Here is a 26,085-nt window from a genome sequence, read left to right on the forward strand (position 1 = left end):
TCAAAATAAGCGCACTGAATTCATTTACCCGAATAAATATAAATAGTAACAGGACGAAATGCATAGTCCTGTTGCACAACAATCCAGGTATTAAACACATCGACTAGCGCCTTCTAATCTGGTGCAAAAAAGTCAACCGGTTGATACATCATCAAAACAGCCGATAACTCAGCCTATACCTCACTAACACCTTAGCCATACTACTCAAACACATGGGCACCGCTTAGGTATATATGTAATATAAATGTAACAAAAAGTGCATCTTACGTTGCGATGTAAAAGTGGTTGGACAAATAATCTCAATAAATTTCTTCACAGATTGGTAATTTTAAAATTCTGTTCTAAGTTTTGTGATGGGAGTATCGAAGCTAAGGAGTAGACTATGACCATCCGTCACACTTTCATTTTACTTTCTTCTCTAGTCATGATCGCACTGTTTTGTATGGTGGGCGTTTTGTGGTACGAAACAAGCCATATCGCCAATTTGGGACAGCGTCTGGCGACCAGCAAAGAAATTAGCAATGATCTGTTGATGCTCAGACGTCATGAAAAAGACTTTTTACTTCGCAAACAACAAAAATATATCGACAAGTTTGATACACGCATCAAACTCATGAGGCAGAACATATTACAATTAAGCGCCGAGCTTCCCACAGATCTGCAACAGGCGCTGATTGTTGCCGAAAAAGACTTAAGTAACTATGAGTTAAATTTACGTAATTTAGTTGCGCTGGACAAAAAAATTGGCTTAACCCCCAATCAAGGGTTGCGCGGAGAGTTCAACCAGGCAGAAATTGCATTGCATGAGTCACTCACCAATATTGGCGATATTACCGCCATGAGTAAAGCATTGAGGCTAGTGCTCCTTGAAAATGATTTCCAGACCAATTTAAACATGTCGACTAAAAATGAAGTGACAGAGCAACTCGCGGTCATGAAAGTCTATTTCAATGACCAATTTAGTGGCGGACAAAATGATCTCACCCTATTTGAGAGTACCGCACGTGCACTCACAAATGCACTTGTAGAACGAGGGTTAGATGCCAGTTCTGGCTTAAGAGGCGAGCTAAGAAGCAGTATCCATAAAGTTGAAGGGACCGTAAACCAACTTTCCACAGATATAGACCAAGGGATCCAACATGAACTTATTCATGCCAAAAACCAAGGCATGATACTCGCCGGTATACTGACTGTGATCATTGCCGGCTTACTCCTTTGGAAAGGTGCCCACATTGTTCAGAGGCTCAAAATTGCCAATGCCAATATGGCGACGATAAGTCATGGTGAAGGTGACTTGACTCACCATATTGAGCTGACTGGTCGTGATGAGGTCACCGAATTTGCAGGCTCCGTTAATCAATTTATAGATACAACCGCGGATATCGTTCGAGAGATAAAACATACTGGGGAAACCGTAGAGAGCGGTGCTCATCAGTCCGTGGAAGTGACGAAACGTTCACAGCAAGCCATTGAAGAGCAAAAAAATAATACACACGCCGTTAAAGTAGCTGTGAGTGAGTTAGTGCAGGCGGTGTCATTAATTGCCGAGAACAGTGTCGCTGTGCAAAATAATGTCAACGAAGCAGATGAAAATATGGCGCGTGGCTCTGAGATCATGCACAAAGCCCATCACAATATGTCTGAGTTGACAGGGCATATCAATGAAAACAGTCAACTGATGCAACAACTGTCCTCAGCCAGCAGTGAGATTGAGAGTGTCACGTCTGTTATACGGGGCATTACTGAGCAAACGAACTTACTTGCACTCAATGCTGCTATCGAAGCCGCCCGCGCCGGAGAAAGCGGCAGAGGATTCGCCGTGGTTGCAGATGAAGTGCGTACGCTGGCTAAACGCACTCAGAACTCCACCGTTGAGATAGAACGTATGATCCATGGCCTTCAGAGCTTAGTTCACGACTCAGAGCAAGCAATGCAAACCAGCTTGTCGCTGAGTGAGCAGATGTACGAAGGGATCACAGATGCACAACAAAGTATGGATGATAACAAACAAGCCATGGACAAAATCCGCGATATGGTTATTCAAATCGCAGGAGCAACGGAAGAGCAAATGGCAACAGTACAAGGGGTGGAAAATGCTGCTGCCAACATTTCAGTATCGGCAGAGCAGCTCTATGTCGACTCCTGCCAAAACTGTAAGAACTGTGAGGCGCTTGAATTTGATGCACATAAAATGCAAGAAGATGTCTCTCGATTTAAAGTATAAACATACGGCCCTTTTACCAACAGGCACTTTTGTATTGGCAAAAAGTGCCTGTGAGATCAAAGTTATTCTCTAATCTGCTCAAATTCCAATGTAAACATGTTACAGTCTGTGCAAGCAGCTAGCTTGATATAAGTAACCAAAGGAGTAGGCATGAGTGTTAAACGTATAGGTCAGTTTTTTAACCCCAAATCTGTCGCGGTCATCGGTGCCTCTAATAATCCGAATCGAGCTGGCAATGTGGTGATGAGAAACTTACTACAAGGCGGTTTCAAAGGCCCCATTATGCCTGTCACACCCAAATATACCGCTGTCAATGGCGTATTAGCCTACCAAGATATTGAACACTTACCCTGCACCCCAGATCTGGCCATTATATGCACCAATAAAAAGACACTTTGTCAGCTTATACAAGAACTCGGGTCACTCGGCTGCAAGCACGCAATTGTCGTTGCAGCAGGATTAAATAATGCGGAGAAACAAGCACTCAATCAATGTGCACAGCAAGCGGAAGTCACCTTGTTAGGGAGCAATAGTTTAGGGCTTATTTTGCCGCACATAGGCCTCAATGCAAGCTTCTCACACACCATTGCCAAACCTGGTAAATTAGCGTTTTTGTCGCAATCCGCTGCTGTATGTTCCACGATATTAGACTGGGCACAAAATAAGCATATAGGATTTTCACACTTTGTTTCTGTCGGTGATTGTCTAGACATCGACTTTGACGAGCTGCTCGATTATTTAGCTCGAGATAGCAAAACATCCGCCATCTTACTCTATATCGATAACATTAAAGATGTCAGACGATTTATATCAGCAGCCCGCGCTGCAGCGTTTAGTAAACCGGTGATCGCCATAAAAACAGGTCGAACCGTTGCAGGCGCCCGCGCTGCATACCACCATACTGGCGGTAAAACATCTGATGATGCTGTCTATGATGCAATGTTTCAGCGTGCTGGTATGCTGAGAGTGAATGATTTAAGAGAGTTATTTGCTGCAACGCAAACTTTGGCACTGCACCCAAAACTTCTCAAAGTAGAGCACCTGACGATTCTAACCAATGGGGGTGGTCCGGGCATTATGGCCGTAGATACACTCTTAATGCGCTCGGGCAAGCTCGCGCAATTGAGTGATAAAACCATTGCCGCGTTAAATGACATCGTTCCGCAATCGTCACAAACCGACAATCCGGTAGACATCTTTGGGGACTCATCACCCGAACGATATCAGCGAGCTTTAGAGGTGCTATTAAAAGCCGATGAAGTTAAAAACCTGCTCATCATCCACACTCCTTCAGCGCTGGCACCGAGCTCCGCTTATGCCAAAATCATTGCTCAGACATTAGATAAGATTCCTAAAATGGCACGACCTTTCGTCATGACCAATTTTATGGGTGAAGAAGCCGCGCGATCAGCACGAGATATTTGCGTACTGAGCAATATCCCAACCTATAGAACGCCTGAAGGGGCTGTCAGTGCATTTATGCACTTAATTACTTATCGTCGTAACCAAAAGCATTTAACTCAGACACCTGAGTCTATCATTCAAGATGAATTAATAAACAGCAGTGCAGCAAAACAGCAAATCGGCACCTTTTTACGTGCGGGGCATAAATACCTATCGACCCACTCTGCCAGTCAGATCCTTGCATGTTATGGTATAGACTGTATTAAAACTGAAGTCGCACTCACACCCAGTGAAGCCAAGGAACAGGCAGAAGCAATTGGTTTTCCTGTTGCGTTGAAATTAATCAGTGCCGCCATCCCGTCAAAATCAGAAGTCGGTGGTGTCGTACTCAACCTTAATGATGGAAATGAAGTTGAGCAAACGGCTTTTTCTATGTTACTGCGAATTAAAAAGTCCTACCCAGATGCAGAAATAGAAGGATTTTCTCTGCAAAAAATGGCTTCTCGAGCAGGCACTCAAGAATTGCGTATTGCAATTAAAACGGAGCCCGATGTTGGACCTGTCATTTTATTAGGTGAAGCCGGTACTGGGTTAAACTTTTCCCAAGCCGCCGTAGCCTTACCACCTCTAAACATGAACTTGGCCAAGTATTTAATTGCCGCAGCTCATGACAAGGGCGTGTTAAAAGAACGTACACTGCCTGATAAGGTAGATAAATATCGTTTATGTGCACTCCTTACGCGAGTTTCTCAAATGGTTATCGAGCAACCCGATATTCATAGCCTAGAGCTTAACCCTATTCTAGCAAGCTCTGGACAATTCTTAGTGTTAGATGCTCAAATTGGTCTGTCTCCATACCAGCCTAAAGCACACCGTAAACGTTTGGCCATTAAGCCTTACCCAAAAGAGCTGGAACGCGCAATCACACTCAAAAACGGCCAACAAGTGACTTTAAGGCCAATTAGACCTGAAGATGAACGAAACCATCAAGAGTTTGACCAATCACTCACCAAAGAAGATCGGTATAAGCGCTTCTTTGGTCAACTTCCCCAGTTCACGCATGATCAATTAGCCAAAATGACGCAAATTGATTACGATCGTGAAATGGCATTTATTATCAGTGAACGCCATAAAAGCGCATACCGAACGTTAGGGGTTTCACGCGTACTAATGGATCCAGATAATACACAGGCAGAATTTTCGGTCATTGTCCGATCAGACTCTCAAGGCTTGGGGCTAGGAAAAATCTTAATGAGTGCAGCGATTGATTACTGCCGAGAAAAAGGAGTGAATACCATTGAAGGCATTACCTTATTTGAAAACACTGGCATGATAAATCTAGCGAAACATCTAGGCTTTGATGTAAAACGAGATTTCGAAGAAGGGGCTGCCATTATGACCATGCCACTTCAAAATACGCATTGATAGCACGTATATTATGAGCTTAACGCTAAGACAAAAAGTAGCCGCCATTTTAGAAGGCAGCGGTAAATATCGAAAAGTAGCACACAGTTTAGATATCTTTTTAATTGCTTTAATTGTATTTAATGTCGTTGCGATTGTTTTAGAATCTGTTCCGACATTAACACAGCAGTACTACCAGACCTTTTTTTATATTGAAGTCATCTCCGTAGGCATATTTTGTATTGAGTATTTGCTTCGCCTTTGGTGTTGTGTTGATAAGCTGAATTTTAAAGACAAATCTAAAAGCAACTTCTACATTCGCTTAAAGTACATTCGCTCCCCACTCGCTGTTATCGACTTAATCGCCATTTTACCCACACTGCTGATGGTATTTTTTACATTCGACCTGAGATTTTTGCGCGTAGTGCGTCTGATGCGTATCTTTAAGCTCACCCGATACTCACGAGCAATGCAACTTCTATTAGCCGCCTTTAAAGAAGAAGCCAGCTCATTGATGGCTGCTTTTTTTATTATGTCTTTGGTCTTAATCGTTGCATCTTGTGGCATTTATCTTATTGAGCATGATGTGCAACCGGATAAATTTGGTTCTATCCCTGCTGCTATGTGGTGGGCCATGGCCACTTTAACAACAGTCGGTTATGGCGATGTTGTGCCAATCACTCCGCTCGGGCGGTTTTTTGGGGGGGTGATCACTTTGCTGAGCATGGGTATGGTGGCAATCCCAACTGGATTATTGGCATCCAGCTTTGCAGATCAACTTCGCAAACGTAGAGACGCATTTCATGAAGCGGTGCATCACGCTTTGGTCGATGGCGAGTTGGATGAGAACGAAGCTGAGCACCTTGAAGCGCTTAGGATAGAGCTTGGTCTAAGTGCGACAGAGGCCAATCAAGCGATTAAGCTGATGACCTCTGAGCGAGCACAAAGCCTTTATTGCCGACACTGCGGGGAAAAGCTCTAGCTTTTAAACATATCTTCCCAAGTATTGGCCATAAGATGAGCAATCATATCACCAGGTAAAGGTGGACTAAACAAATAGCCTTGAAAACGCTCACAACCAAGCATGCGTAAAAACCTCAGCTGCTCTATATTTTCCACACCCTGAGCGATGCATAACTTGCCTAAACTATGCGCTAATGACAATGTTGAGTGAATAATGCTTTCATGATCTTTATTTTTACCAATATCAACGATGAAGCCTTCATCTATTTTTAATGTCGTCACTGGGAATTGCGTCAGATACATCAGAGAAGAATATCCAGTCCCAAAGTCATCCATGAACACACGGCAACCCAGCGAGTTTAAAGCGTGCATTCGCGCAATAGACTGAGTCACATTGTGCATAATCACGGACTCTGATATTTCAAATACAAGACAACTCGCGGGTAGGTTGGTTTTTTTCAGTGTCGACTGTATACCTTCTACTAGACCTTCGAAATGCAAGACGTGCGCCGACAGGTTCACTGAAATATATAAATCAGGCCAAGTTAAATGCCATACCTTCAGTTCAATTAACGCCCGCTCAATTGTTTGTAAAACGACTTCAATACCAAGTCCCGTTTTTTCAGCTGCTTTTGCAAATTCATCCGCGCTAACAAGTGGATCATCAGGCCACTTCAGAATCACTTCAAACCCTTCAATATGCTCTCGAGTGGCATTTAATATTGGCTGATAATAATTGTACAGTAGCTCTTCGTTATACACGGCGGTGAGGCGACGCTCAATCTCAATATTGCGTTTTACCTGCTGATTAATATCGTGATGGTAAAACTGGTAGTGGCTCTTTGTGCTTTTCTTAGCATGGCTCAGCGCAATTTGTGCAGCTTGATTTAGCTCAAACGCGTCGCTAGCATCATCCGGATACAGTGAAATCCCCACATGGACATCAACATGCACATCTTGTTCATGCACTCGCATACCATCTTCAAAACGTGCGATTAAACAATGGATATATCGAGTCACAGCATCCACATTTTCGAGGTGTTCCATCAAGATATAAAAATCTCGTTCTTGACCAATCGCCAAGCTATCAACTTCTCTGAAGCAACACTGCAATGTTTTAGCCCCTTGACGTATTACAGCTAAGACAAAATCATCGCCAAAGGTATCTGCCAGCCGCTGTAAACGGCCAAACTTAATCGCCAAAATAGCCAAGGATTGCTCATTTTCTTCGCACTGTTCAATGCCATGCTGCACTCTATCCATAAACAGCACTTTATTTGGTAACTTGGTCAATGCATCATAATTGGCGAGTTGATAAAGCTCTTTCTCAGTGCGCTTTTGCTTGCTGATGTCCGTCAACACAATGATATAGTTTTGCCCATGCGTCGCCGTCACTTTAACCAACACGTGTCTCACTTCACCGCTGGGTAAACGTAGAACCTCTTCCGCACTATGATACTCCCCTTCAGCTAACTTGCTCATGGTGCGAAGGTAATGCATTCGAACGTGGCGCTCTAGCCCCAAACTCACGCTGGTACTCGAGAGCGGATTTGCTTCAACTGCAAACGCATCCTGCAATGCTTTGTTGCACGCCAAGATCCGAAAACGTCTATCAAATATCATAACCCAATCACGCGTTTGTTCGAATGCCTCCCCAAACAGGGCTGCCCGCTCTTCGAACACACGCTCCCTGGTCAAGTTGGTATAAGTACCCGCTACGCGCATTGGTATCGCCTCTCGCCAAGCCATCACCTTACCGTAGTCTTTATACCATCGCCATTGGCCCACTCTATTGCGTAATCGATACGTACAATCAATATATCCTTTTGCGGTGGAGACAAACTCCAACCACTCTATACGAAATAATGCGCGGTCTTGCGGGTGGATCAGTTCTAAGTAGTCATCTAAATTAATGTACTCATTTTTATAGCCAAGCTCATTCACCAACCTTGGTTGATAGACTAAATTGGAACCAGACTGCCAATCCCAAACACCTGAATTACTGCCTTCGAGGGCCATTTTAAGTCGCGTTTCACTATTTCGCGTCTCCTTGTGCGCTTCCATCAATAATTGTGCGACTTTATTTTTTCGATGAACCCAAAGCGCAAATAGCGCACTGGCTAAAACGAGATAGCATGCCAAAGCTAAAGGCGAGCGCCAAATGGGGTATTTGACGCGAATATTAAGCTCTGCAGGCTGAGTATAGTCCCCTGTCAGCGGATCTTTTGCCCATACTTTTAAGCGATAGTGGCCAGGGTTAAGTTTTGGAAATACGACTCGATTACTATTTCGACTCAGTATTCTCTGTTCACCTGAGAGTTGATATTCATAAACAATGCGCTCTTGCGCAGTAAATGCCATCGCAGAAAATGACACCTCCAAGCCTATATCGTCGTGATTAAGCTCTATTGAGGAGAATGATTTGAGTCCGGCGGGTTTAAGATCTCTAGACATTAAATCTACATTGGTGATATTAACACGTGTTAGTAACGGTCTGTTTGGCCTGTTAACCTCGGGATCAAATATGGTGATCCCCTGTAATGACCCATAAGCAATATGGCCGTTTTCTAATTTTACAGACGACCCACTATTAAATTCATTGCTCATCAAACCGTCATTTATGGTAAACCCTTGTAGGTGAAAGTTATCTGGATCCAACCGCCATATGCCTTGATGAGATGACATCCAGATCATGCCCGCGTTATCCTGCTGCATTTCATACAAGATAAAATTAGTAACGGATAAAGAATCTGTAGGTAACGGCAAAGGGTTATATCCATCAGCAGTTAGTCGTACCAATCCATGGGTCGCAAAAGACAGCCACAACACGTTATTTTTATCTATGGTATAACTCAGCAAGTCTACCGCTGATTGCTTATGTGCTTTGGGTACTTGGTAAATCTGCGTTAATTGTTGTCTTGGCCGATCATATCTAAATAAACGGCCTTCACTATAAAACACAGGCTGGGTAGGATGGCTAGATAACGGCGGAAAAAAGCCATAACTTAAGAACGGATCAAACTGATCGAAACTCGGACCAAGCGGCTCTAAAATGCCATTGTTCATATTAAATAAATAAAAACCTGAGTTACCATCAACAAAGTATAAAAAACCTGGCTCAACCAAAACGGCTCCTTTGACAAACCCCGAGAGTATCTCAGTTGACTCTGGGTTTTGCGCTTGCGGTCGAGAAATTGTTTCAGTTACAGGGTCAAAAACGAATAAACCTCGGTTACTTATCAGCCAAAGCTTATCTTGAAATGCGAACAGCTCAAATATCGAGTACTCTGGTAAAAAGCTCTCTCCCATATAACCTTGGAGTAACGGCTTGGCTTCACGAGTTTTTGGGTCGTATCGTGTTAAGCCATCTCGAGTTGCAGCCCAAATATACCCTTGAAATTCGACAAGCCCCCACACAGCACCATGAGAGAATTCCCCTTCAATTGACTCGTTTTGCACATTGTCAAAAATATGGTTATCTGGCGGCAAGTAAAATGCGCCATCCGTGCGAGTAGCAGCCCACACTCCGCCATTATTATCCTCGTTTAAATGAATAATGCTGCTATCAGAAATAGAAAAACGACTACTCAAAAGTCGCTTATCTGGTTCAACATTACCCGTGTGTGGTTCCAAGCGCATAAGTCCTTTGTCTGTGCCAAGCAGCAAATAAGCCTGCTGCTTTAGCATATGCCAGATATTAAACTCTTCTAATAATGTTTTATAAGCGGGCGTTGCATCAAAGTTGGTTTGTAACTCACTAATATCAAGCTCATACAGCCCCAGCACCGCCCCAACTAACAACGTCGAGTCATTCAACAACAATAACGATTTAGTATTGTGTTGAAACGGGTGCTCTGGATTGTCGATATGCTTAATCGGTTTAAGTCGTTTAGTGGGAATATGATACGCAAATAAATGCTCTGTCGTTGCGATGTAAAGTATGTCTTCAAATTGCAGGAGCGATCTGACCAAACTGCGATCATTCATACCTGGTATCGGAATGACTTCCGTTATTTCCCCTGTCTCTTTATTTAATACAGAGACATTTTTCGTACGACCCAACCACAACTCGTTAGCACTTTTCTCCAGCATTTGAAAAACACTATTTTGGATATAATCCTGCTCTGATGAAGGCGCTTGAATATACTGTCGGTAATGGTCTTTTTCGGGGTGATAACTAAACAGCCCAGCTCGACCTGAGGCTATCCAAATTTTGCCTGCTGGATCTTGATAAATACGATCAATCTGCATTTTATCAAGCGCTTTATTTGGGCCCATGACTTCAAGGACTTGATACCCATCATATCGATTTAAGCCCCCTTCCGTAGATAGCCAAAGATATCCTTTTTTATCAAATAGCAAAGTATTGACATAACTTTGTGATAAGCCTTCAGCAGGAGAAATACGAGAGACTTGTGCTGAACAAAAAGCACTAAAGGCAAATATCACTAAAACAATAAGATACTTCATGCATTTACATCCCTTTGAAAACACATCGCTGTTATCTCTCGGCCTTGCTTCGTATAGTTGACGAACATATTCCGTAATTTTTCTGGCAACGCATCTTGGCTTACGTTTATAAAGTCGAGTTGCAAATACAATGAAACAACATCTTGATAAGCAAAGGTATAAACAAGGTCTTCAGCTTCAATGGCTGAGGCTAATAACTGCGTCGCAACCCCCTTCCCTCTATATTCAGGGTCGACAAAAACGGTAGATAGAAATGCATCTTGTTCCACTTTTTGAACCCTGCACGCTGCAATCAGTTCCGTAAGTTTAACAACCCAAACTAGATCTTGCTTGGTCGCTCGGCCACGTACTCTGTTAGCCTGATAAAACTTATTAACTAATGGGGTTTGAATCGCAGGCAAACAAAAACAACTCAACTGCATAACTAAACTAACATAAGCCCCAAGTATTGCTCAAACTTAGCCTTTAACGTATCCCGTTCAGACAAGGGACGGCTATTAATCGCATCATAAATCGCTTCTCGCGTATTTTTACCACGCTTTATCTGATAAGCCCAAAAAGACGCTTCATACTCTAGTTGAACTTGATATTTTTCTGCTCTAGAAAGGTTACACAGATTATAAGACATCATACTGTACAATTATTGAAAATTATAAAAACAGTGTATCATATATGTACTCAGCAACGGCAGTATTGAATGATAAAGTTAAATATTACAGTGTATTTATTAATATTTTAAAATTGAGAAGACACGAGCTTCATTCACTGTAAACTAGGAGGACTATGTGAGAAATATCAAAATATTATGGATTCTTTTATTGTCACACTGCTCTCTAGCCCAAGCCAAAACGCTGTATTTCAATCGTCCTGCCGACACCCCGCAAGCCAGATATGTCGTCGAGTTATTGAGCCTGGCATATAAAGACATCGGCCACAGCTTAGAGCTAATAGATTTCGATCAACAAACAGCACTTATCGCTGCCAATGCTGGCGAACTTGATGGTCAACTTGGGCGGATTGCAGGTGTCACTGACAGCTATGCAAATCTCCTTTATGTCGACTTCCCTCTCTATTCATTCAACCTACAACTCATTAGCCACTGCACCTCCTGTTCATTTAATCAGATTGAATCAATGGCAGTGCAAAGCGGATACCTCGTTGCCTATCAATACATGATGGATAATCGCTATCGAGGTGAACTTGTCGAAGTAAAAAGTAGTGCAGCTCAACTCAACTTACTGATCCAGAAAAAAGTACAGGGGGCGCTAATCATTGATTTTCATTTACGTAAGCACTTGCCATACATGGATGTTGATACGATAAAAATTGAAGACCTAATGACCATAGACAGTTTTCATTATTTACACCAGAAACACGCTGCACTCATTCCTAAATTAAAAAATACTTTAAAAAAGCTAGAGCAAAAGGGCATAATTGAGGTATTAAAGGCTAAATATCGAATTTAAACAAATCATTTTGTGTTTGAGCTAGTTCATCACTTGTTGCTGTGGCTTTTTGTGATTGCTGTTTGCTGGCCATTACACGCTTTTTACGACGCTGGCACAGATCTATCACCATTTTTTTTTGATGCTCTGTCATTTGATTCCAACAAAAGCGCTCCTCTCGGCTGCGAAAACAGCCCTTGCAATAACCGCGATTGTTCACTTCACATATCCCCTGACACGGACTTGGGATCGTAAATATCTCTATTTGTTCCATACTAAGGGTCAATGATCAAACCTGCACATAAAATGGCCACTTCAATCAAAATACTACCTAACTTGGCCTCTTAATAAAATACTAGTTGAAATATCGTAAAGTCGCTAAAGCTTATAAGTATGAAGGAAAGTAAAATAGAGTAATCCAACCATCTAGGCGCTGAAAAACACTTAGAAAATTAAGCGAAAAAAAGATACAAAAAAGCCCAGCTAATACTGAGATTATATGATCAATGTTACCCAGAGGCGAAAGCGAACCACCGACACGAGAATTTTCAATATAATTCCAAATAATGTATACAAAAAGATATCTGAAAAGTATTTAAGTGCTGGTGTTTTTGGCTTTTATAGATGAGTGGTGCCGACTATCCGAGTCGAACGGATGACCTACTGATTACAAGTCAGTTGCTCTACCAACTGAGCTAAGTCGGCACACTATAAGAATGGTGCCCAGAGGCGGAATCGAACCACCGACACGAGGATTTTCAATCCTCTGCTCTACCGACTGAGCTATCTGGGCAAACAAGATTTTACGTGTATTAAAACTCTCTAGGGATTTTCAATACAATTCCAAAAAGCTCTACCGAATGAGCTATTTAGGCAAATAAATTTTTATCTGTATTAAAACTCTCTAGGGATTTTCAATACAATTCCAAAAAGCTCTACCGAATGAGCTATCTGGGAAAATAGAATCTTATGTATCAAAACTATCTAAATACTTTTAATACATTAGATACAGCAATTCGCTGATTTAAAATTAAATGGTGCCGACTATCCGAGTCGAACGGATGACCTACTGATTACAAGTCAGTTGCTCTACCAACTGAGCTAAGTCGGCACACTTAATAATGGTGCCCAGAGGCGGAATCGAACCACCGACACGAGGATTTTCAATCCTCTGCTCTACCGACTGAGCTATCTGGGCAAATAAATTTTTATGCGTATTAAAACTCGATAAGGATTTTCAATACCTTAGATACAGTAATTCACTGCTTTAAAATTAAATGGTGCCGACTATCCGAGTCGAACGGATGACCTACTGATTACAAGTCAGTTGCTCTACCAACTGAGCTAAGTCGGCACACTTAATAATGGTGCCCAGAGGCGGAATCGAACCACCGACACGAGGATTTTCAATCCTCTGCTCTACCGACTGAGCTATCTGGGCAAATAATTTTCACGTGTATTAAAACTCTCTGGGGATTTTCAATACAATTCCACACAGCTCTACCGAATGAGCTAATTGGAAAATATTATATCGTGTCACAAATTTTATAAATGGTGCCGACTATCCGAGTCGAACGGATGACCTACTGATTACAAGTCAGTTGCTCTACCAACTGAGCTAAGTCGGCACACTTAATAGTGGTGCCCAGAGGCGGAATCGAACCACCGACACGAGGATTTTCAATCCTCTGCTCTACCGACTGAGCTATCTGGGCAAATAATTTTTACGTGTATTAAAACTCTCTAGGGATTTTCAATACAATTCCACACAGCTCTACCGATTGAGCCACCTGGGTAAATACTAAACACATTTGAAATTAACTTGACACATTTCAAAAAATCTAAACCGCTTTTATAAGGCGTTTTAGTAAAATTCTTTATTTTACATCTTTAAGAGATGGTGCCCAGAGGCGGAATCGAACCACCGACACGAGGATTTTCAATCCTCTGCTCTACCGACTGAGCTATCTGGGCAACTAATTAGCATGGGATTTAATTCCAATGCAAAACCAACTTTATAAATGGTGCCGACTATCCGAGTCGAACGGATGACCTACTGATTACAAGTCAGTTGCTCTACCAACTGAGCTAAGTCGGCGCACCTAAAAATGGTGCCCAGAGGCGGAATCGAACCACCGACACGAGGATTTTCAATCCTCTGCTCTACCGACTGAGCTATCTGGGCGTGCGGCGTATTAAACGGGTTTTACCCTTTCAAGTCAACTATTTTTTTGCAATATAATTTGTTTGCGCACAATTCATGCAAAATTGACACAAATAGGCTACTAAAGGCTGATTTTTATACTTAAATCTCTCACTATGATCTTCTACAAACAATAATAAAGAAGTAAAAACGTAGAGAAATCATCCATTATAGGTGTTAGGATGTGAAGTTATTATAAAGCTCGATTTGAAAGTTACTTGTTCGGACTATTTCAATGGAAAAATCTTCACAAGCACAGATCAAAGGTTTCGTGCCCCTGTTTGTATTTGTCACACTAATCATTACCAGTATTGCTTCACTGGGTGCCTATCTTTGGCCCAAACAAGAAGTGAATACTACTTATAGTCAACCAGACCTCGCTTTACAGGCTCAGGATTTAGCTGCACCGCTAAGTAATACCATGATGAAGTTAGGTTATAACTACGCCAAGCAGATGCTCACATCCGTCAAAGCAGGCAACCCAAATATAGATGCCTACTTATATGCAGATAGTGGAATGGGCAAGCCTAGTCTGGTATTTCAATCGAGTGATAATCCTGTTGCGCCAATCAAGCAGCGCACCAAATTAACACTCAACGGACAAGTCATCGTTCACCAACCATTGACTCTCGATGACATTCCTGTCGGCGAGTTAGTGCTTGTATACAGCGAACCAACCATCACAGTGGCGACAAGCAACCCTCTGAGCTATGCATTGGCAGCGATTGCTCTGCTTCTCACGCTTGGCTTTGCAATATTTCTTAAGAAACAAATCGTAGGTAAGCTGGCCAAAGAGCTCAACTTATTAAATTCAGAGCTTGAGCATCTAATTAAGAAAAAAGATTATGATGTCCACGTCACAGAACAATTGAGTTTCGGCCTCTCCTCAACCGCCATCGGCATAAACTCCTTAATCAATCAGATCCGTGACATTATTAAAGGTAATAAAGCATCTCAGAACGAATTGAGGCAGTTGCAAACTAGCCTTGAAACTGAAGTTCAAGCTCGTACCTTGGCACTAGAAAAAGCAACGCTTAATGCCGAACGTGCATCTGAAGCTAAAACTACCTTTTTAGCAACCATGAGCCATGAAATTAGAACGCCGATGAATGGGGTTATCGGTACCATTGATTTACTTCGCCAAACTGAATTAGACGGAGCACAGCACAGGTTAACCACCATCATTCGCGATTCAGCCTTCTCTTTACTTGGCATATTGGATGACATATTAGACTTCTCTAAAATAGAAGCAGGTAAATTACAGATAGACAGCAGTGCTTTTTCTGTGTCAGAAACCATAGAAGAAGTCGCACGTGTACTTTCTTCTGTCGCCAAAAAACGTAAACTGGACCTCCAGTTAGCCATTGCTCCAGATATTCCTAGCAACTTGGTGGGAGACGCCGTGCGCGTGCGCCAAGTACTTTACAATCTGTGTAGTAACGCCATTAAATTCACTACAACCGATGAAAGTAGACAAGGCTTTGTAAAAATCTCTGTTGAAGTGGCCCAAAATACCTCTGAACACTATACCTTGCGTTTTAAAGTCACTGACAATGGTAAAGGGATGACTCAGGCCCAGCTGAGAGAGATATTTAATCCATTTATTCAAGCTGAAGGATCAATTACACGAGAATACGGCGGCACAGGTTTAGGTTTGTCGATTTGTAAGAGTCTTGTTGAGTTAATGCTAGGCTCAATTAATGTCAATTCAGATATCGGTATGGGCAGCGAGTTTATTGTCGAACTACCTTTCAGTATCAGTGGCAAAGTTGAATATGCCAATAAAGGTGTATTAGCTGGGCGAAAAGTGGTGACGTTCACGCATAACCCAAATAGGCGCGCTATTTTGGCTCGTTACTTATCATTTATGGGTGCAAACTCGGCCATTGTTGTCGACCCAAGTGAAATTGACGAACATCAATATGATCAAGATGTCGTTTGGGTACTCGATGGTCTCGATGGCATGGATAAAGTAAATCAGCAACTAAGAGATCTACTTTACTCTATCGAGCACAACAACCAGCAAGTCATTGTGCTCAGCACGATGGATGAATCGGCACTCAATCACGGCCACATATTCTATTTAAATGCAGCGCCTTTATGTAAAACAAGCTTTATGACCGCGGTGCTGGTCGCTGTAGGCCTGCATAAACCCAAACAGCTCAAGCCATCTCGTACAATGAACAGCTACTTGAATATTGAAGATGCTAAGGCTGAAAATAAATTAGTGTTGCTGGTCGAAGACAATGTATTAAACCAGCAAGTGCTTACCGATCAGCTTCATTTACTTGGTTATGGTGTTGAAGTAGCTGAAAACGGCGAAGAAGGCTTAAAAATGTGGCAACAAGGCCATTACGCAGTAGTGTTAACTGACCTACATATGCCTAAAATGTCTGGTTATGACATGGTTACCAAAATCAGAGATATCGCAGAACAATCACCTGACATCAATGCACAGCCATATATTATTGCTATCACAGCGAATGCACTCAAAGGTGAACGAGACCGTTGCCTCGCTTCTGGTATGAATGATTACATTACCAAGCCTGTAGAGTTGAATGTCCTAGAAGCGACATTGGAAAAATGGCAGAACGCCTCTGGACATAACGCCAAACCAGCGACGCAGCAACCTGAAACGAGTGCTAATACAGAGCACAAGACTGTATCAAAGGCTGATGTTGAACCTGAGACCACCATAATCCTTGATGAAAATATAAACGCCACAGATTCAAACGCATGCGTTGAAGCCATGCCAGTTTCTTCGGAAAGTGCCGCTCTGCCTAGCTTTACAGCAATGGACAATGCGTCTGTCGTTGAAGACGAAGCGCCTGTGACTGAAGTAATTGAGCCAGATGAAGTGAGTATCGCACCCGTAAAAGAAGAGCCAGCTGATGAACTTCCCATCAACATGGATCAACTCAATAAATACGTCAACGACGATAGTGCTAAACGACTTCGCTTCTTTAGAATGTACCTAGAACAGAGTAGCGAATTAGCCCGTGACATTAATGGCGCTGTTATTTCATCGAGTCAAAGTGAAATTATTGAGGCATGTCACCAGCTTAAATCCATCTCTCGTACCATTGGTGCGGAGCAAGTTGCTTTGATTTCTGAAAAGTTTGAATCAAGGTGTAAAACGGAAGAAATGAGCAGTGATCAATTGATTCAGTTACGAGATGAACTTGAAGAGTCATATATGAAAGCCACCGAGTTCATCCAAAAATACTTACAATCAGCCAATTAATATATGACTGAGTTTGCGCAAAGCCATTTCGATGGCTTTGCTTCATAACCACTTATTTAGCTTTGCATCATAGAGTGAATGATGTTAACAACCACCCCAAGCATAGCCAAAGGCAGTATATATTTACCGTACTTTTGCGCTTTATCTAGTCCCATTTTACCTTGATACTTTTCTAAAAGTGGAATAAGGATCAGCAACGCAGCGACTAAGCAAACTAATATCACAATAATATGCATGGTATTCCTTAACTTTGATCAGTTTATTTCTTTATAACACGAACACCGTCACTTGACCCGTTATTTATACAAGCGTGAACAAAGCCAAACGGCAAAAAAGTGAGCTGTACTTAGCTCACTATTGAAAAGAAAGAAAAGTGTGGGGCAAATGCCCCACTAAAGGTTGGAGAGTGTAGTTAATTCACTAAAGCAAGCAAGATACCTGCTGCAACTGCGCTACCGAGCACCCCTGCAACATTTGGCCCCATAGCATGCATTAATAAGAAGTTATGCGGGTTAGACTCTAATCCCACTTTATTTACGACACGAGCAGCCATCGGTACTGCTGATACTCCTGCCGCCCCCACGAGTGGGTTTATTGGATTTGACGATAAGCGATTCATGACTTTTGCCATGTAAACACCTGATGCAGTTCCGATACTAAACGCCAACGCGCCCAGTACTAAAATACCCAATGTTTCCACTGTCAAAAACTGGTCAGCGGCTAATTTCGACCCGACGGCTAAACCAAGGAAAATGGTTGTGATATTAATTAATTCGTTTTGCGCCGTATTACTCAACCTATCTACAACGCCTGATTCACGCATTAAATTGCCCAAACAGAACATACCTACCAAAGGCGCTGCGGCTGGCAAGAACAGCAAAGTTAAAGCCAATACCATCAATGGAAACAGAATTTTTTCTCGTTTAGAAACAACTCTCAGCTGCGGCATAGCAATACTACGCTCTTCATCAGTCGTCAATAAGCGCATAATAGGCGGTTGGATAATTGGCACCAATGCCATGTATGAATAAGCCGCAACTGCAATTGCCCCTAACAACTCTGGTGATAATTTTGAGGCCAAAAAGATGGCTGTCGGGCCATCAGCCCCGCCAATTATCGCAATAGCAGATGCATCTTGTAACGTAAACTCGAACCCAGGAATGAAATTGAGCAGAATAGCCCCAAACAGGGTCGCAAATATCCCAAACTGTGCTGCGGCACCTAACAATAGCATGCGGGGGTTCGCGATGAGCGCACTGAAATCAGTTAGCGCCCCTACGCCCATAAATATCAACAAAGGGAAAATACCACTATCAATCCCAATATAATAAACGTAGTACAGCAATCCACCCGGTTCAGACAGGGCTGCGACAGGAATATTCGTTAATATCGCGCCAAAACCAATCGGTACTAGCAACAGCGGTTCGAACTTTTTGGCGATGGCCAAGTACAACAGACCACAGCCCACGGCTATCATAGACAAAGCGGGAAACGTCAAATTTGCTACGCCCGTTGCATGCCATAAATTTAGCAATCCTTCCATCTCAAACGCTCCTAAGCCATTTCTATAATGGCATCGCCAGCGGAGACTGAGTCACCCTCGGAGACCAAAATATCTGCGATTTTGCCAGTTGAAGTAGCGCGCACTTCAGTTTCCATTTTCATCGCTTCCATGATCAGAACAACATCTCCTTGCACTACATCGTCACCAGGCCTTGCATGAACTTTGAAAATATTACCAGCCAGTGGCGCATTCAATGTTTCACCTGAGCTAACAGATGCCGATTGTGGCATCAGTTCACTGTCCTTAACGGCAATCTCTTGTAATTGGCCGCCTGAAGAGACCTCAACATCATAAACCTTGCCATCCACTCTCACGCTGTAGCGTTCATTTCCTTGCTTTTTAGCTGGAGCAGGTCTATTCGCCGCTTTATCAACAGCGGTATTCACCACTAAACTTGGGTTTGGCTCAAACGCTTCAGGGTTATACCTATTTTTCAAGAACTTTAAGCCAATTTGAGGGAACAATGCATAGGTCAAAACATCATCGACCACCTGCTCAGCTAATTCAATACCTTCCGCTTTTGCCTTAGACAACAAATCTGCTTCTAAGCTGTCCATTTCAGGTTTAATGAGATCTGCGGGTCTACAAGTTACCGGCTCAGCACCATCCAGTACTCGTGCTCGAAGCTGCTCATCAACAGGGGCCGGTGTTGCACCGTATTCGCCCTTTAATACACCCGAAGTTTCTTTCGTAATGGTCTTATATCGTTCACCGGTAAGCACATTCAGTACTGCTTGAGTACCTACTATCTGCGATGTGGGGGTAACCAATGGAATGTACCCTAGATCTTTACGGACATGAGGAATTTCACTCAAAACTTCATCAAGTTTATCGCCTGCCCCTTGTTCTTTAAGTTGGTTTTCCATATTGGTCAGCATGCCGCCAGGTACTTGCGCAGATAAAATTCGTCCATCGACTCCTTTTAGACTCCCCTCAAATGCTGCATACTTTTTGCGTACATCTCTGAAATACGCCGCTATGGACTCTAACTGTCCCAAATCAAGCCCAGTATCCCTTTTAGTACCCTCGACAATCGAAACAAGCGTTTCTGTCGCGCTATGACCATACGTCATACTCATTGACGAAATAGCGGTATCCAACATATCAATACCCGCATCAATGGCTTTTTGGTAGGTTGCGGTACTTAAACCGGTAGTCGCATGGCACTGCATTGCGATTGGCAAAGACACTGTACGTTTGAGCTCAGAAATTAATGTCTCTGCGTCATATGGGTTGAGTAACCCAGCCATATCTTTAATACAGATTGAATGACATCCCATTTCTTCAAGCTGCTTTGCCTGCTTAAGCCAACTTTCCAGGTTATGTACTGGGCTGACAGTATATGAAATGGTCCCTTGCGCATGTGCACCTACTTTGATGGCTGCGCGGATAGCTGTTTCTAAATTACGAACATCATTCATGGCATCGAAGATCCTAAATACATCAACACCATTTTGATGCGCACGGGTCACAAATTTTTCAACCACATCATCAGCATAATGACGGTAGCCTAGCAAGTTTTGACCTCGCAGCAACATCTGCTGCTTAGTATTTGGCATGGCTTCTTTGAGGGCACGGATCCGATACCAAGGATCTTCACCTAAATAGCGAATACACGCATCAAAGGTTGCGCCGCCCCATGACTCTACTGACCAGTACCCAATCTTATCGAGCTCTTCTGCGATTGGTAGCATATCTTCAAGGCGCATACGAGTGGCAAGTAAAGATTGATGAGCATCTCTTAGGACTAATTCCGTAAGTTTTAGTTTTGACATGAGATACCCCTTAATTATTTTGTCTAAATTGAGAAACCGCAGCACTTATTGCTGCAACATGTGCTGGTGGCACACCTGTAGATACTGCTTTTGATGATTTTTTATTTGCAGGTTGCTGTGGTTCTTGCTCCGTTGCAGCAAGCTTGGACAACCCCTTCACTGCAAAGATAAGAATTGATAAAAACAAAAATACCCCAATCATGCCTGTTAACATAAGATTGGCAGCCTGCGCTAGCAATTCGCTGATTTCCATTTCCGCCCCCTTAGTTGTTATTTATTTGTTTAAACCTACCCATACAAGGAAATAGATAGGCAACTTTTGTAAATATTTATTCAACCATCATATCAAACAAATCCTTCATGTAAAGGTGGTTGTAAATTGGTATTACCAATAAGTGTTTTTGTTGTTATTTCACACACTTAATCAACAATAATGGTAAATAAAAGTGAAAAACACCAAATAAATATGAAAAATACTCAAGATATAAAGGCGAAATATCGCTAATTACGAGGATGTAAATATGAGAAAAGTACTACACACCAAATAAAAACAATTGGTCTTACCTATAATGACATCTTAAATTTCGCAACAAGAGTAAATACTCAATAAATTAAGGTAGAACACCAGAAATAGTGACTTAAGTACGAATATAGGGGCAGCCCACAGTAAAAAGACATAGGGCACATTTTGAGATTTAAACGCCTTAGTGAAGATCGTATAATTAGGTATTAATCAACTTGAGGAATACTCGTGTTTCAAAGTGAATTCACCTTAGACAAGCAATATTTTCAGGAGTGCTTTGATGAATCGGTGGCACTGAGCCAGCATCATAAACCAAAATATGGCCTGATTGGCTTTCTATTGATATTAGGTGCTTTATCTCACTATTTAATCAATCAAGCTTATCTTGGAAACTTTTTATTTGTACTTGCGGCTATCGAAGGTATTTCTTTTTACTATCGTCGCCCATGGTGGGTCGCTCGCCAAATGGTCAGTAGAGCAAGTGGTTCAAAAGTCTCTCTTGAGATCGATGAGGAGGGCATTAAAGCACAAAACCCATATCGTGCATTTGAGCTGCGCTGGTTGGAAATCAATCAGGTAATAGAAACAAATAAAGGCTTGTTAATTGAGCACGCTAAATACCGACAATACATATCGCGACAAGCGTTATCCCAAGAAGCATATGACTTCATCTTACAGCAGACAAAAAAATAGCCACTCTTAGTGGCCATTTCTCGAACATAGATAACATCAAGTCTATTACATGTTACCTGTCGGATTAGACTTTTCCGCTTGAATTCGCATGTAGATTTCTTCACGGTGTACCGAAACATCCTTTGGTGCATTAACACCGATACGTACTTGGTTACCTTTAACACCAAGTACAGTCACTGTCACTTCATCACCAATCATCAGAGTTTCGCCTACACGACGAGTTAGAATTAGCATTCTCTTGCTCCTGTTATTCCAAAATTTAAAAGATTCCGCGTCAAATTCATTTTAATTAAAAGTTCATGTAAAAGTAAGCAAAATTATCGCTTATTCACCACTTTCTAAGCTAAATGCACTATGAAGTGTTCGAACTGCCAGCTCTAAGTAACGCTCTTCGACTAAAACAGAAATTTTTATCTCTGAGGTCGACACTAAAAGTGTATGAATATTTTCTTTAGCTAACGCATCAAAAAACGTACCCGCAACACCAGAGTGAGACTTCATGCCAACTCCCACTGCAGAGATTTTAGCAACTTGTTGATCACCCTCTACATTTGAAGCATCTAATTCAGATAAGTTGGTGGTCAATACGTCTAGCGCTTGTGCATACTCATTACTGTGTACAGTTAAAGCATAGTCTATTTTACCGCCTTGATGATTAATTTGGCTTATCATGTCCACTTCGATGTCATAATCAGCAAGTAGGCAAAGTATTTTCGCTAAAGAATGAGGATTTTCAGGTAATTGACGTACAAGCAACAAGGCTTCATCTTTTTGATAAGCAATACCAGATACGGTTTTAGTTGCCACTTTCGGCTCCTCATAGCTAATTAACGTGCCAGAATCTGGCTTAAAGGTAGATAAAACCCTTAAAGGGATATTGTACTTCCCTGCCGCTTCTACGGATCTGATCTGTAGTACTTTTGCACCTAAGCTTGATAACTCTAACATCTCTTCAAAGGTAATTTGCGCCATTCGCCGAGCGCGAGGCTCCACCCTCGGATCAGTGGTGTATACACCATCTACATCAGTGTAAATTTGGCACTCATCAGCACGAATTGCCGCCGCAATTTCCACCGCCGATGTATCCGTTCCTCCACGCCCCAAAGTTGTAATATTGCCTTCAATATCGCGACCTTGAAATCCTGCAACAATCGCTATCCTGTTATGTTCAAGCTCTTGTTGCAAACGGTTAACGTCAATACTCTGTATACGCGCTTTGCCAAAGACGTTATCTGTTTTTATACCTATTTGGTCAGCCAAGAGACTCACCGCTGAGTGGCCGCGTTTCACAATGGCCATGGCCAATAAAGCAATTGAAACCTGCTCTCCGGCAGTTAAAAGCACATCAAGCTCTCGCGCACTGGGCCTATCATCAATCTGCTTTGCCAACGACAACAAACGATTTGTTTCTCCTGACATCGCAGAGACAACCACAACAACTTGATGACCCTGCTGCTTAGCCCTAATAACCAAATCGGCGACCGCCTCAATTCGCTCTATCGAGCCAACCGAGGTGCCGCCAAATTTTTTTACAATTAAAGCCACAAGTTATTGCGTTTTATCATTCAACCACACAGGAACGCTTGCCAAAGCAGCTTCCAAGTTTTCAGGTTGTGAGCCACCAGCCTGTGCCATATCTGGGCGACCGCCGCCTTTACCACCAACTTGTGCTGCCATGTGGTTAACCAGCTCGCCCGCTTTAACTTGACCAGTCAGGTCTTTAGTCACACCGGCAATTAAGCTGACTTTATCACCATTAGCAACACCCAATGCAATCACACCTGAGCCCATCTTATTCTTTAAGTCGTCGACCATGCCGCGAAGTGCTTTAGACTCAGTGCCTGCAACGTTTGCAACTAGTAACTTAATCCCGTTAATATCGACCGCAGACTCAAGTAAAGATGCACCCGCCGCGCTTGCTAGTTTGTCATTCAACTGACCGACTTGCTTTTCTAGACCTTTAGCTTTTTCAATCAATGCAGCCACTTTTTCCAAGGCACTTGCACTGTCACCTTTTACCAGTGCTGCGATATCTGCAAGCGCTTGCTCTTGCTCGGCAACGTAATTTACTGCATCTTCACCAGTCACAGCTTCAATACGACGCACCCCCGCAGCAATACCGCTTTCAGAGACAATTTTTAAGAAGCCGATGTCGCCGGCACGTTCTACGTGTGTACCACCACATAACTCAATTGAGTAATCGCCAATTGAAACAACGCGTACTTCATCATCATACTTTTCACCAAACAGCGCCATGGCACCTTTGGATTTTGCATCTTCAATATCCATTAGCTGGGTATTTAACGCAAAGTTAGCACGGATCTCATTGTTAACCGTTGTTTCAATCTCTCTCAATTGCTCTTTTGTCACGCCCTCAAAATGTGAGAAGTCAAAACGCAACTTATCAGGCATGACCAATGAACCTTTCTGCGCAACATGCTCACCTAAAATTTGACGAAGCGCCTCGTGTAAAATATGCGTTGCAGTGTGATTTTTCTTGATACGTTCACGGCGTTGGGCATCAATTTGCGCATCAACTTTATCATTGATACCAATGCGCCCTGCCACATAACCGTGATGTGCAAACGCATTACCCAGCTTTTGCGTATCTGTGACAATAAATTCGCCACCCGCTACTTTTAAAACACCCGTGTCACCAACCTGACCACCTGATTCTGCGTAGAATGGAGTACGGTCAAGTACCACAATGCCTTTTTGCTGTTCTGTTAGCTCTGAGACACTTTCACCCTCTGCGAATAGCTCAACTACAGTGCCACTGTATTGAACAGCATCATAGCCTTTAAAATCAGTGACTTTTTCAGACTTCAGCTGTTCGTTGTAATCAGCACCAAACTTACCCGCTTGTTGTGCTTGCTTGCGCTGCGCTTCCATTGCCGCTTTAAAACCGCGCTCATCAATGGTCATGAACCGTTCACGGGCAACATCGGCAGTTAAATCTGCTGGGAAACCATAAGTATCGTATAGCTTAAATACTAAGTCACCAGGGATAACGTCCCCTTCCAGACCTGCTAAGTTTTCTTCTAAGATAGCCAAACCACGGTCAAGTGTTTTGCCAAACTGCTCTTCTTCAATACGAAGTACTTTTTCAATGATCGCTTGCTGTTTAATAAGCTCAGGGTATGCTTCACCCATTTGCTCAGCTAATGCACCCACTAGTTTGTGGAAAAACGCACCTTGCGCGCCCAATTTATTACCATGTCTTACAGCACGACGAATAATACGGCGTAATACATAACCACGACCTTCATTTGACGGCATAACACCATCAGCAATCAAAAACGCACATGAGCGAATATGATCTGCCACAACACGTAACGACTTATCTTCCAAATCTTGCGCACCTGTTACGGCTGCTGTTGCTTTGATCAAGGCCTGGAAAAGGTCAATTTCATAGTTTGAGTGCACCCCCTGCATGATGGCAGAAATACGCTCAAGACCCATACCGGTATCAACTGACTGATTAGGTAATGGCTCCATCGTGCCATCAGCGTGGCGATTGTATTGCATAAATACAAGATTCCAGATCTCAATAAAGCGATCGCCATCTTCTTCTGGGCTTCCAGGAGGACCACCCCAAATGTGTTCACCATGGTCGAAAAAGATTTCAGAGCACGGTCCACAAGGGCCTGTATCACCCATAGACCAGAAGTTATCAGACGTATCAATGCGAATAATGCGCTCTGCAGGTACTCCAACCTGATTTGCCCAAATGTCATAGGCCTCTTCATCAGTGTGATAAACAGTGACTAGCAGCTTCTCTTTTGGTAGCTGAATTACATCTGTCAAAAACGCCCATGCAAATTTAATGGCATCTTGCTTAAAGTAATCACCAAAGCTGAAATTACCTAACATTTCGAAAAATGTATGGTGTCTAGCTGTGTAGCCAACGTTTTCTAAATCATTGTGCTTACCACCAGCACGTACACAACGCTGTGAACTCGTCGCGCGGTTATATGGACGTTTTTCAGCGCCTAAGAAAACATCCTTAAACTGCACCATACCTGCATTTGTAAACAGTAGTGTGGCATCGTTCCCTGGTACCAGAGAACTTGATGGCACCACTTGGTGGTGTTGTTTAGCAAAGAAGTCTAAAAAGCTTTGCCTAATCTGTGCGGTAGTCATGTGCTGCATGTGATTATTCACCCTTTATTG

17 protein-coding genes and 11 tRNA genes are annotated in these 26,085 nt (G+C 42.6%); 6 read left to right on the forward strand and 22 right to left on the reverse strand.

All coding sequences use genetic code 11. The features are described from left to right. The first annotated feature begins 382 nt into the window (after positions 1-382). The 3 genes from JF50_RS22900 (at position 383) to JF50_RS22910 (ending at position 6,014) form a co-directional block, all read left to right on the forward strand. Positions 383-2,224 carry a methyl-accepting chemotaxis protein gene (locus tag JF50_RS22900; RefSeq protein WP_039611641.1) on the forward strand — a complete coding sequence of 614 codons (1,842 nt, stop codon included), beginning with the start codon at positions 383-385 and terminating at the stop codon, positions 2,222-2,224. 150 nt (positions 2,225-2,374) lie between these two features. Next, the gene (locus tag JF50_RS22905; RefSeq protein WP_039611642.1) at positions 2,375-5,053 is read left to right on the forward strand and encodes a bifunctional acetate--CoA ligase family protein/GNAT family N-acetyltransferase; all 2,679 of its coding nucleotides are present in this window, start codon (positions 2,375-2,377) and stop codon (positions 5,051-5,053) included. 13 nt (positions 5,054-5,066) lie between these two features. Next, a complete protein-coding gene (locus tag JF50_RS22910) occupies positions 5,067-6,014 on the forward strand; it encodes an ion transporter (RefSeq protein ID WP_039611643.1) in 948 nt (315 codons plus the stop codon). On the opposite strand, the gene JF50_RS22915 is transcribed toward JF50_RS22910, so the two are convergent. Genes JF50_RS22915 through JF50_RS22925 form a run of 3 tightly spaced genes read right to left on the reverse strand, consistent with a single transcriptional unit; the run spans position 6,011 to position 11,093 of the window. Further along, positions 6,011-10,465 carry an EAL domain-containing protein gene (locus JF50_RS22915; RefSeq protein ID WP_200890435.1) on the reverse strand — a complete coding sequence of 1,485 codons (4,455 nt, stop codon included), beginning with the start codon at positions 10,463-10,465 and terminating at the stop codon, positions 6,011-6,013. The two genes, JF50_RS22910 and JF50_RS22915, sit on opposite strands and share 4 nt — an antisense overlap. Beyond that, positions 10,462-10,887, reverse strand: coding sequence for a GNAT family N-acetyltransferase (locus tag JF50_RS22920; RefSeq protein ID WP_039611644.1), 426 nt, complete (start codon positions 10,885-10,887; stop codon positions 10,462-10,464). Before JF50_RS22920 ends, JF50_RS22915 begins: the two co-directional genes overlap by 4 nt. Before the next feature lie 2 nt (positions 10,888-10,889). Then, positions 10,890-11,093, reverse strand: a complete 204-nt coding sequence (locus JF50_RS22925) for a DUF3283 family protein (protein ID WP_023398497.1) — start codon at positions 11,091-11,093, stop codon at positions 10,890-10,892. Between the two features lie 157 nt (positions 11,094-11,250). Between JF50_RS22925 and JF50_RS22930 the strand changes: the two genes are divergently transcribed. Continuing rightward, complete coding sequence (locus tag JF50_RS22930) at positions 11,251-11,931, forward strand: substrate-binding periplasmic protein (RefSeq protein WP_039611645.1); 681 nt, start codon at positions 11,251-11,253, stop codon at positions 11,929-11,931. Here JF50_RS22930 and JF50_RS26845 read toward each other — a convergent pair. From JF50_RS26845 to JF50_RS22985, 12 genes are all read right to left on the reverse strand, one after another. Beyond that, positions 11,915-12,184, reverse strand: coding sequence for a DUF1289 domain-containing protein (locus JF50_RS26845; RefSeq protein ID WP_080760337.1), 270 nt, complete (start codon positions 12,182-12,184; stop codon positions 11,915-11,917). The two genes, JF50_RS22930 and JF50_RS26845, sit on opposite strands and share 17 nt — an antisense overlap. Positions 12,185-12,539: 355 nt before the next feature. After that, positions 12,540-12,615: transfer RNA gene (locus JF50_RS22935), tRNA-Thr, on the reverse strand. A gap of 12 nt (positions 12,616-12,627) precedes the next feature. Then, positions 12,628-12,703 (reverse strand) — tRNA-Phe (locus tag JF50_RS22940). A gap of 242 nt (positions 12,704-12,945) precedes the next feature. After that, positions 12,946-13,021, reverse strand: a tRNA-Thr gene (locus JF50_RS22945). Positions 13,022-13,032: 11 nt separating this feature from the next. Then, positions 13,033-13,108: transfer RNA gene (locus JF50_RS22950), tRNA-Phe, on the reverse strand. 80 nt (positions 13,109-13,188) lie between these two features. Continuing rightward, positions 13,189-13,264: transfer RNA gene (locus JF50_RS22955), tRNA-Thr, on the reverse strand. Positions 13,265-13,275: 11 nt separating this feature from the next. Next, positions 13,276-13,351, reverse strand: a tRNA-Phe gene (locus tag JF50_RS22960). Positions 13,352-13,462: 111 nt separating this feature from the next. Next, positions 13,463-13,538 (reverse strand) — tRNA-Thr (locus JF50_RS22965). Between the two features lie 11 nt (positions 13,539-13,549). Beyond that, positions 13,550-13,625, reverse strand: a tRNA-Phe gene (locus tag JF50_RS22970). A gap of 183 nt (positions 13,626-13,808) precedes the next feature. Continuing rightward, a tRNA-Phe gene (locus tag JF50_RS22975) sits at positions 13,809-13,884 on the reverse strand. A gap of 48 nt (positions 13,885-13,932) precedes the next feature. Further along, positions 13,933-14,008: transfer RNA gene (locus tag JF50_RS22980), tRNA-Thr, on the reverse strand. An 11-nt stretch (positions 14,009-14,019) separates the two neighbouring features. After that, positions 14,020-14,095, reverse strand: a tRNA-Phe gene (locus JF50_RS22985). A gap of 253 nt (positions 14,096-14,348) precedes the next feature. On the opposite strand from JF50_RS22985, the gene JF50_RS22990 reads away from it, so the two are divergent. After that, positions 14,349-17,357 carry a hybrid sensor histidine kinase/response regulator gene (locus JF50_RS22990; RefSeq protein ID WP_039611646.1) on the forward strand — a complete coding sequence of 1,003 codons (3,009 nt, stop codon included), beginning with the start codon at positions 14,349-14,351 and terminating at the stop codon, positions 17,355-17,357. Between the two features lie 56 nt (positions 17,358-17,413). On the opposite strand, the gene JF50_RS22995 is transcribed toward JF50_RS22990, so the two are convergent. The 4 genes from JF50_RS22995 to JF50_RS23010 all read right to left on the reverse strand — a co-directional run bounded on the left by JF50_RS22995 (position 17,414) and on the right by JF50_RS23010 (position 20,949). Then, positions 17,414-17,593 (reverse strand): hypothetical protein, encoded by a 180-nt coding sequence (locus tag JF50_RS22995; protein ID WP_039611647.1) that lies wholly within the window; start codon positions 17,591-17,593, stop codon positions 17,414-17,416. 176 nt (positions 17,594-17,769) lie between these two features. Continuing rightward, a complete protein-coding gene (locus JF50_RS23000; protein WP_039611648.1) occupies positions 17,770-18,900 on the reverse strand; it encodes a sodium ion-translocating decarboxylase subunit beta in 1,131 nt (376 codons plus the stop codon). Positions 18,901-18,911: 11 nt separating this feature from the next. Beyond that, positions 18,912-20,696 carry a sodium-extruding oxaloacetate decarboxylase subunit alpha gene (gene oadA, locus JF50_RS23005; protein ID WP_039611649.1) on the reverse strand — a complete coding sequence of 595 codons (1,785 nt, stop codon included), beginning with the start codon at positions 20,694-20,696 and terminating at the stop codon, positions 18,912-18,914. A 10-nt stretch (positions 20,697-20,706) separates the two neighbouring features. After that, entirely contained in the window at positions 20,707-20,949 is a 243-nt protein-coding gene (locus JF50_RS23010) for an OadG family protein (RefSeq protein ID WP_039611650.1), read from the reverse strand. Between the two features lie 498 nt (positions 20,950-21,447). On the opposite strand from JF50_RS23010, the gene JF50_RS23015 reads away from it, so the two are divergent. Further along, positions 21,448-21,912, forward strand: a complete 465-nt coding sequence (locus JF50_RS23015) for a YcxB family protein (RefSeq protein WP_235423502.1) — start codon at positions 21,448-21,450, stop codon at positions 21,910-21,912. 45 nt (positions 21,913-21,957) lie between these two features. On the opposite strand, the gene csrA is transcribed toward JF50_RS23015, so the two are convergent. The 3 genes from csrA to alaS all read right to left on the reverse strand — a co-directional run bounded on the left by csrA (position 21,958) and on the right by alaS (position 26,064). Next, on the reverse strand, positions 21,958-22,146 hold the full coding sequence (csrA, locus tag JF50_RS23020; RefSeq protein WP_023399613.1) for a carbon storage regulator CsrA: 189 nt from the start codon (positions 22,144-22,146) through the stop codon (positions 21,958-21,960). 90 nt (positions 22,147-22,236) lie between these two features. After that, the gene (locus JF50_RS23025; protein ID WP_039611652.1) at positions 22,237-23,457 is read right to left on the reverse strand and encodes an aspartate kinase; all 1,221 of its coding nucleotides are present in this window, start codon (positions 23,455-23,457) and stop codon (positions 22,237-22,239) included. A gap of 3 nt (positions 23,458-23,460) precedes the next feature. After that, positions 23,461-26,064 carry an alanine--tRNA ligase gene (alaS, locus tag JF50_RS23030; RefSeq protein WP_039611653.1) on the reverse strand — a complete coding sequence of 868 codons (2,604 nt, stop codon included), beginning with the start codon at positions 26,062-26,064 and terminating at the stop codon, positions 23,461-23,463. Positions 26,065-26,085: the final 21 nt, after the last annotated feature.

The organism is Pseudoalteromonas luteoviolacea, from assembly GCF_000814765.1.
Taxonomy (GTDB): domain Bacteria; phylum Pseudomonadota; class Gammaproteobacteria; order Enterobacterales; family Alteromonadaceae; genus Pseudoalteromonas; species Pseudoalteromonas luteoviolacea_H.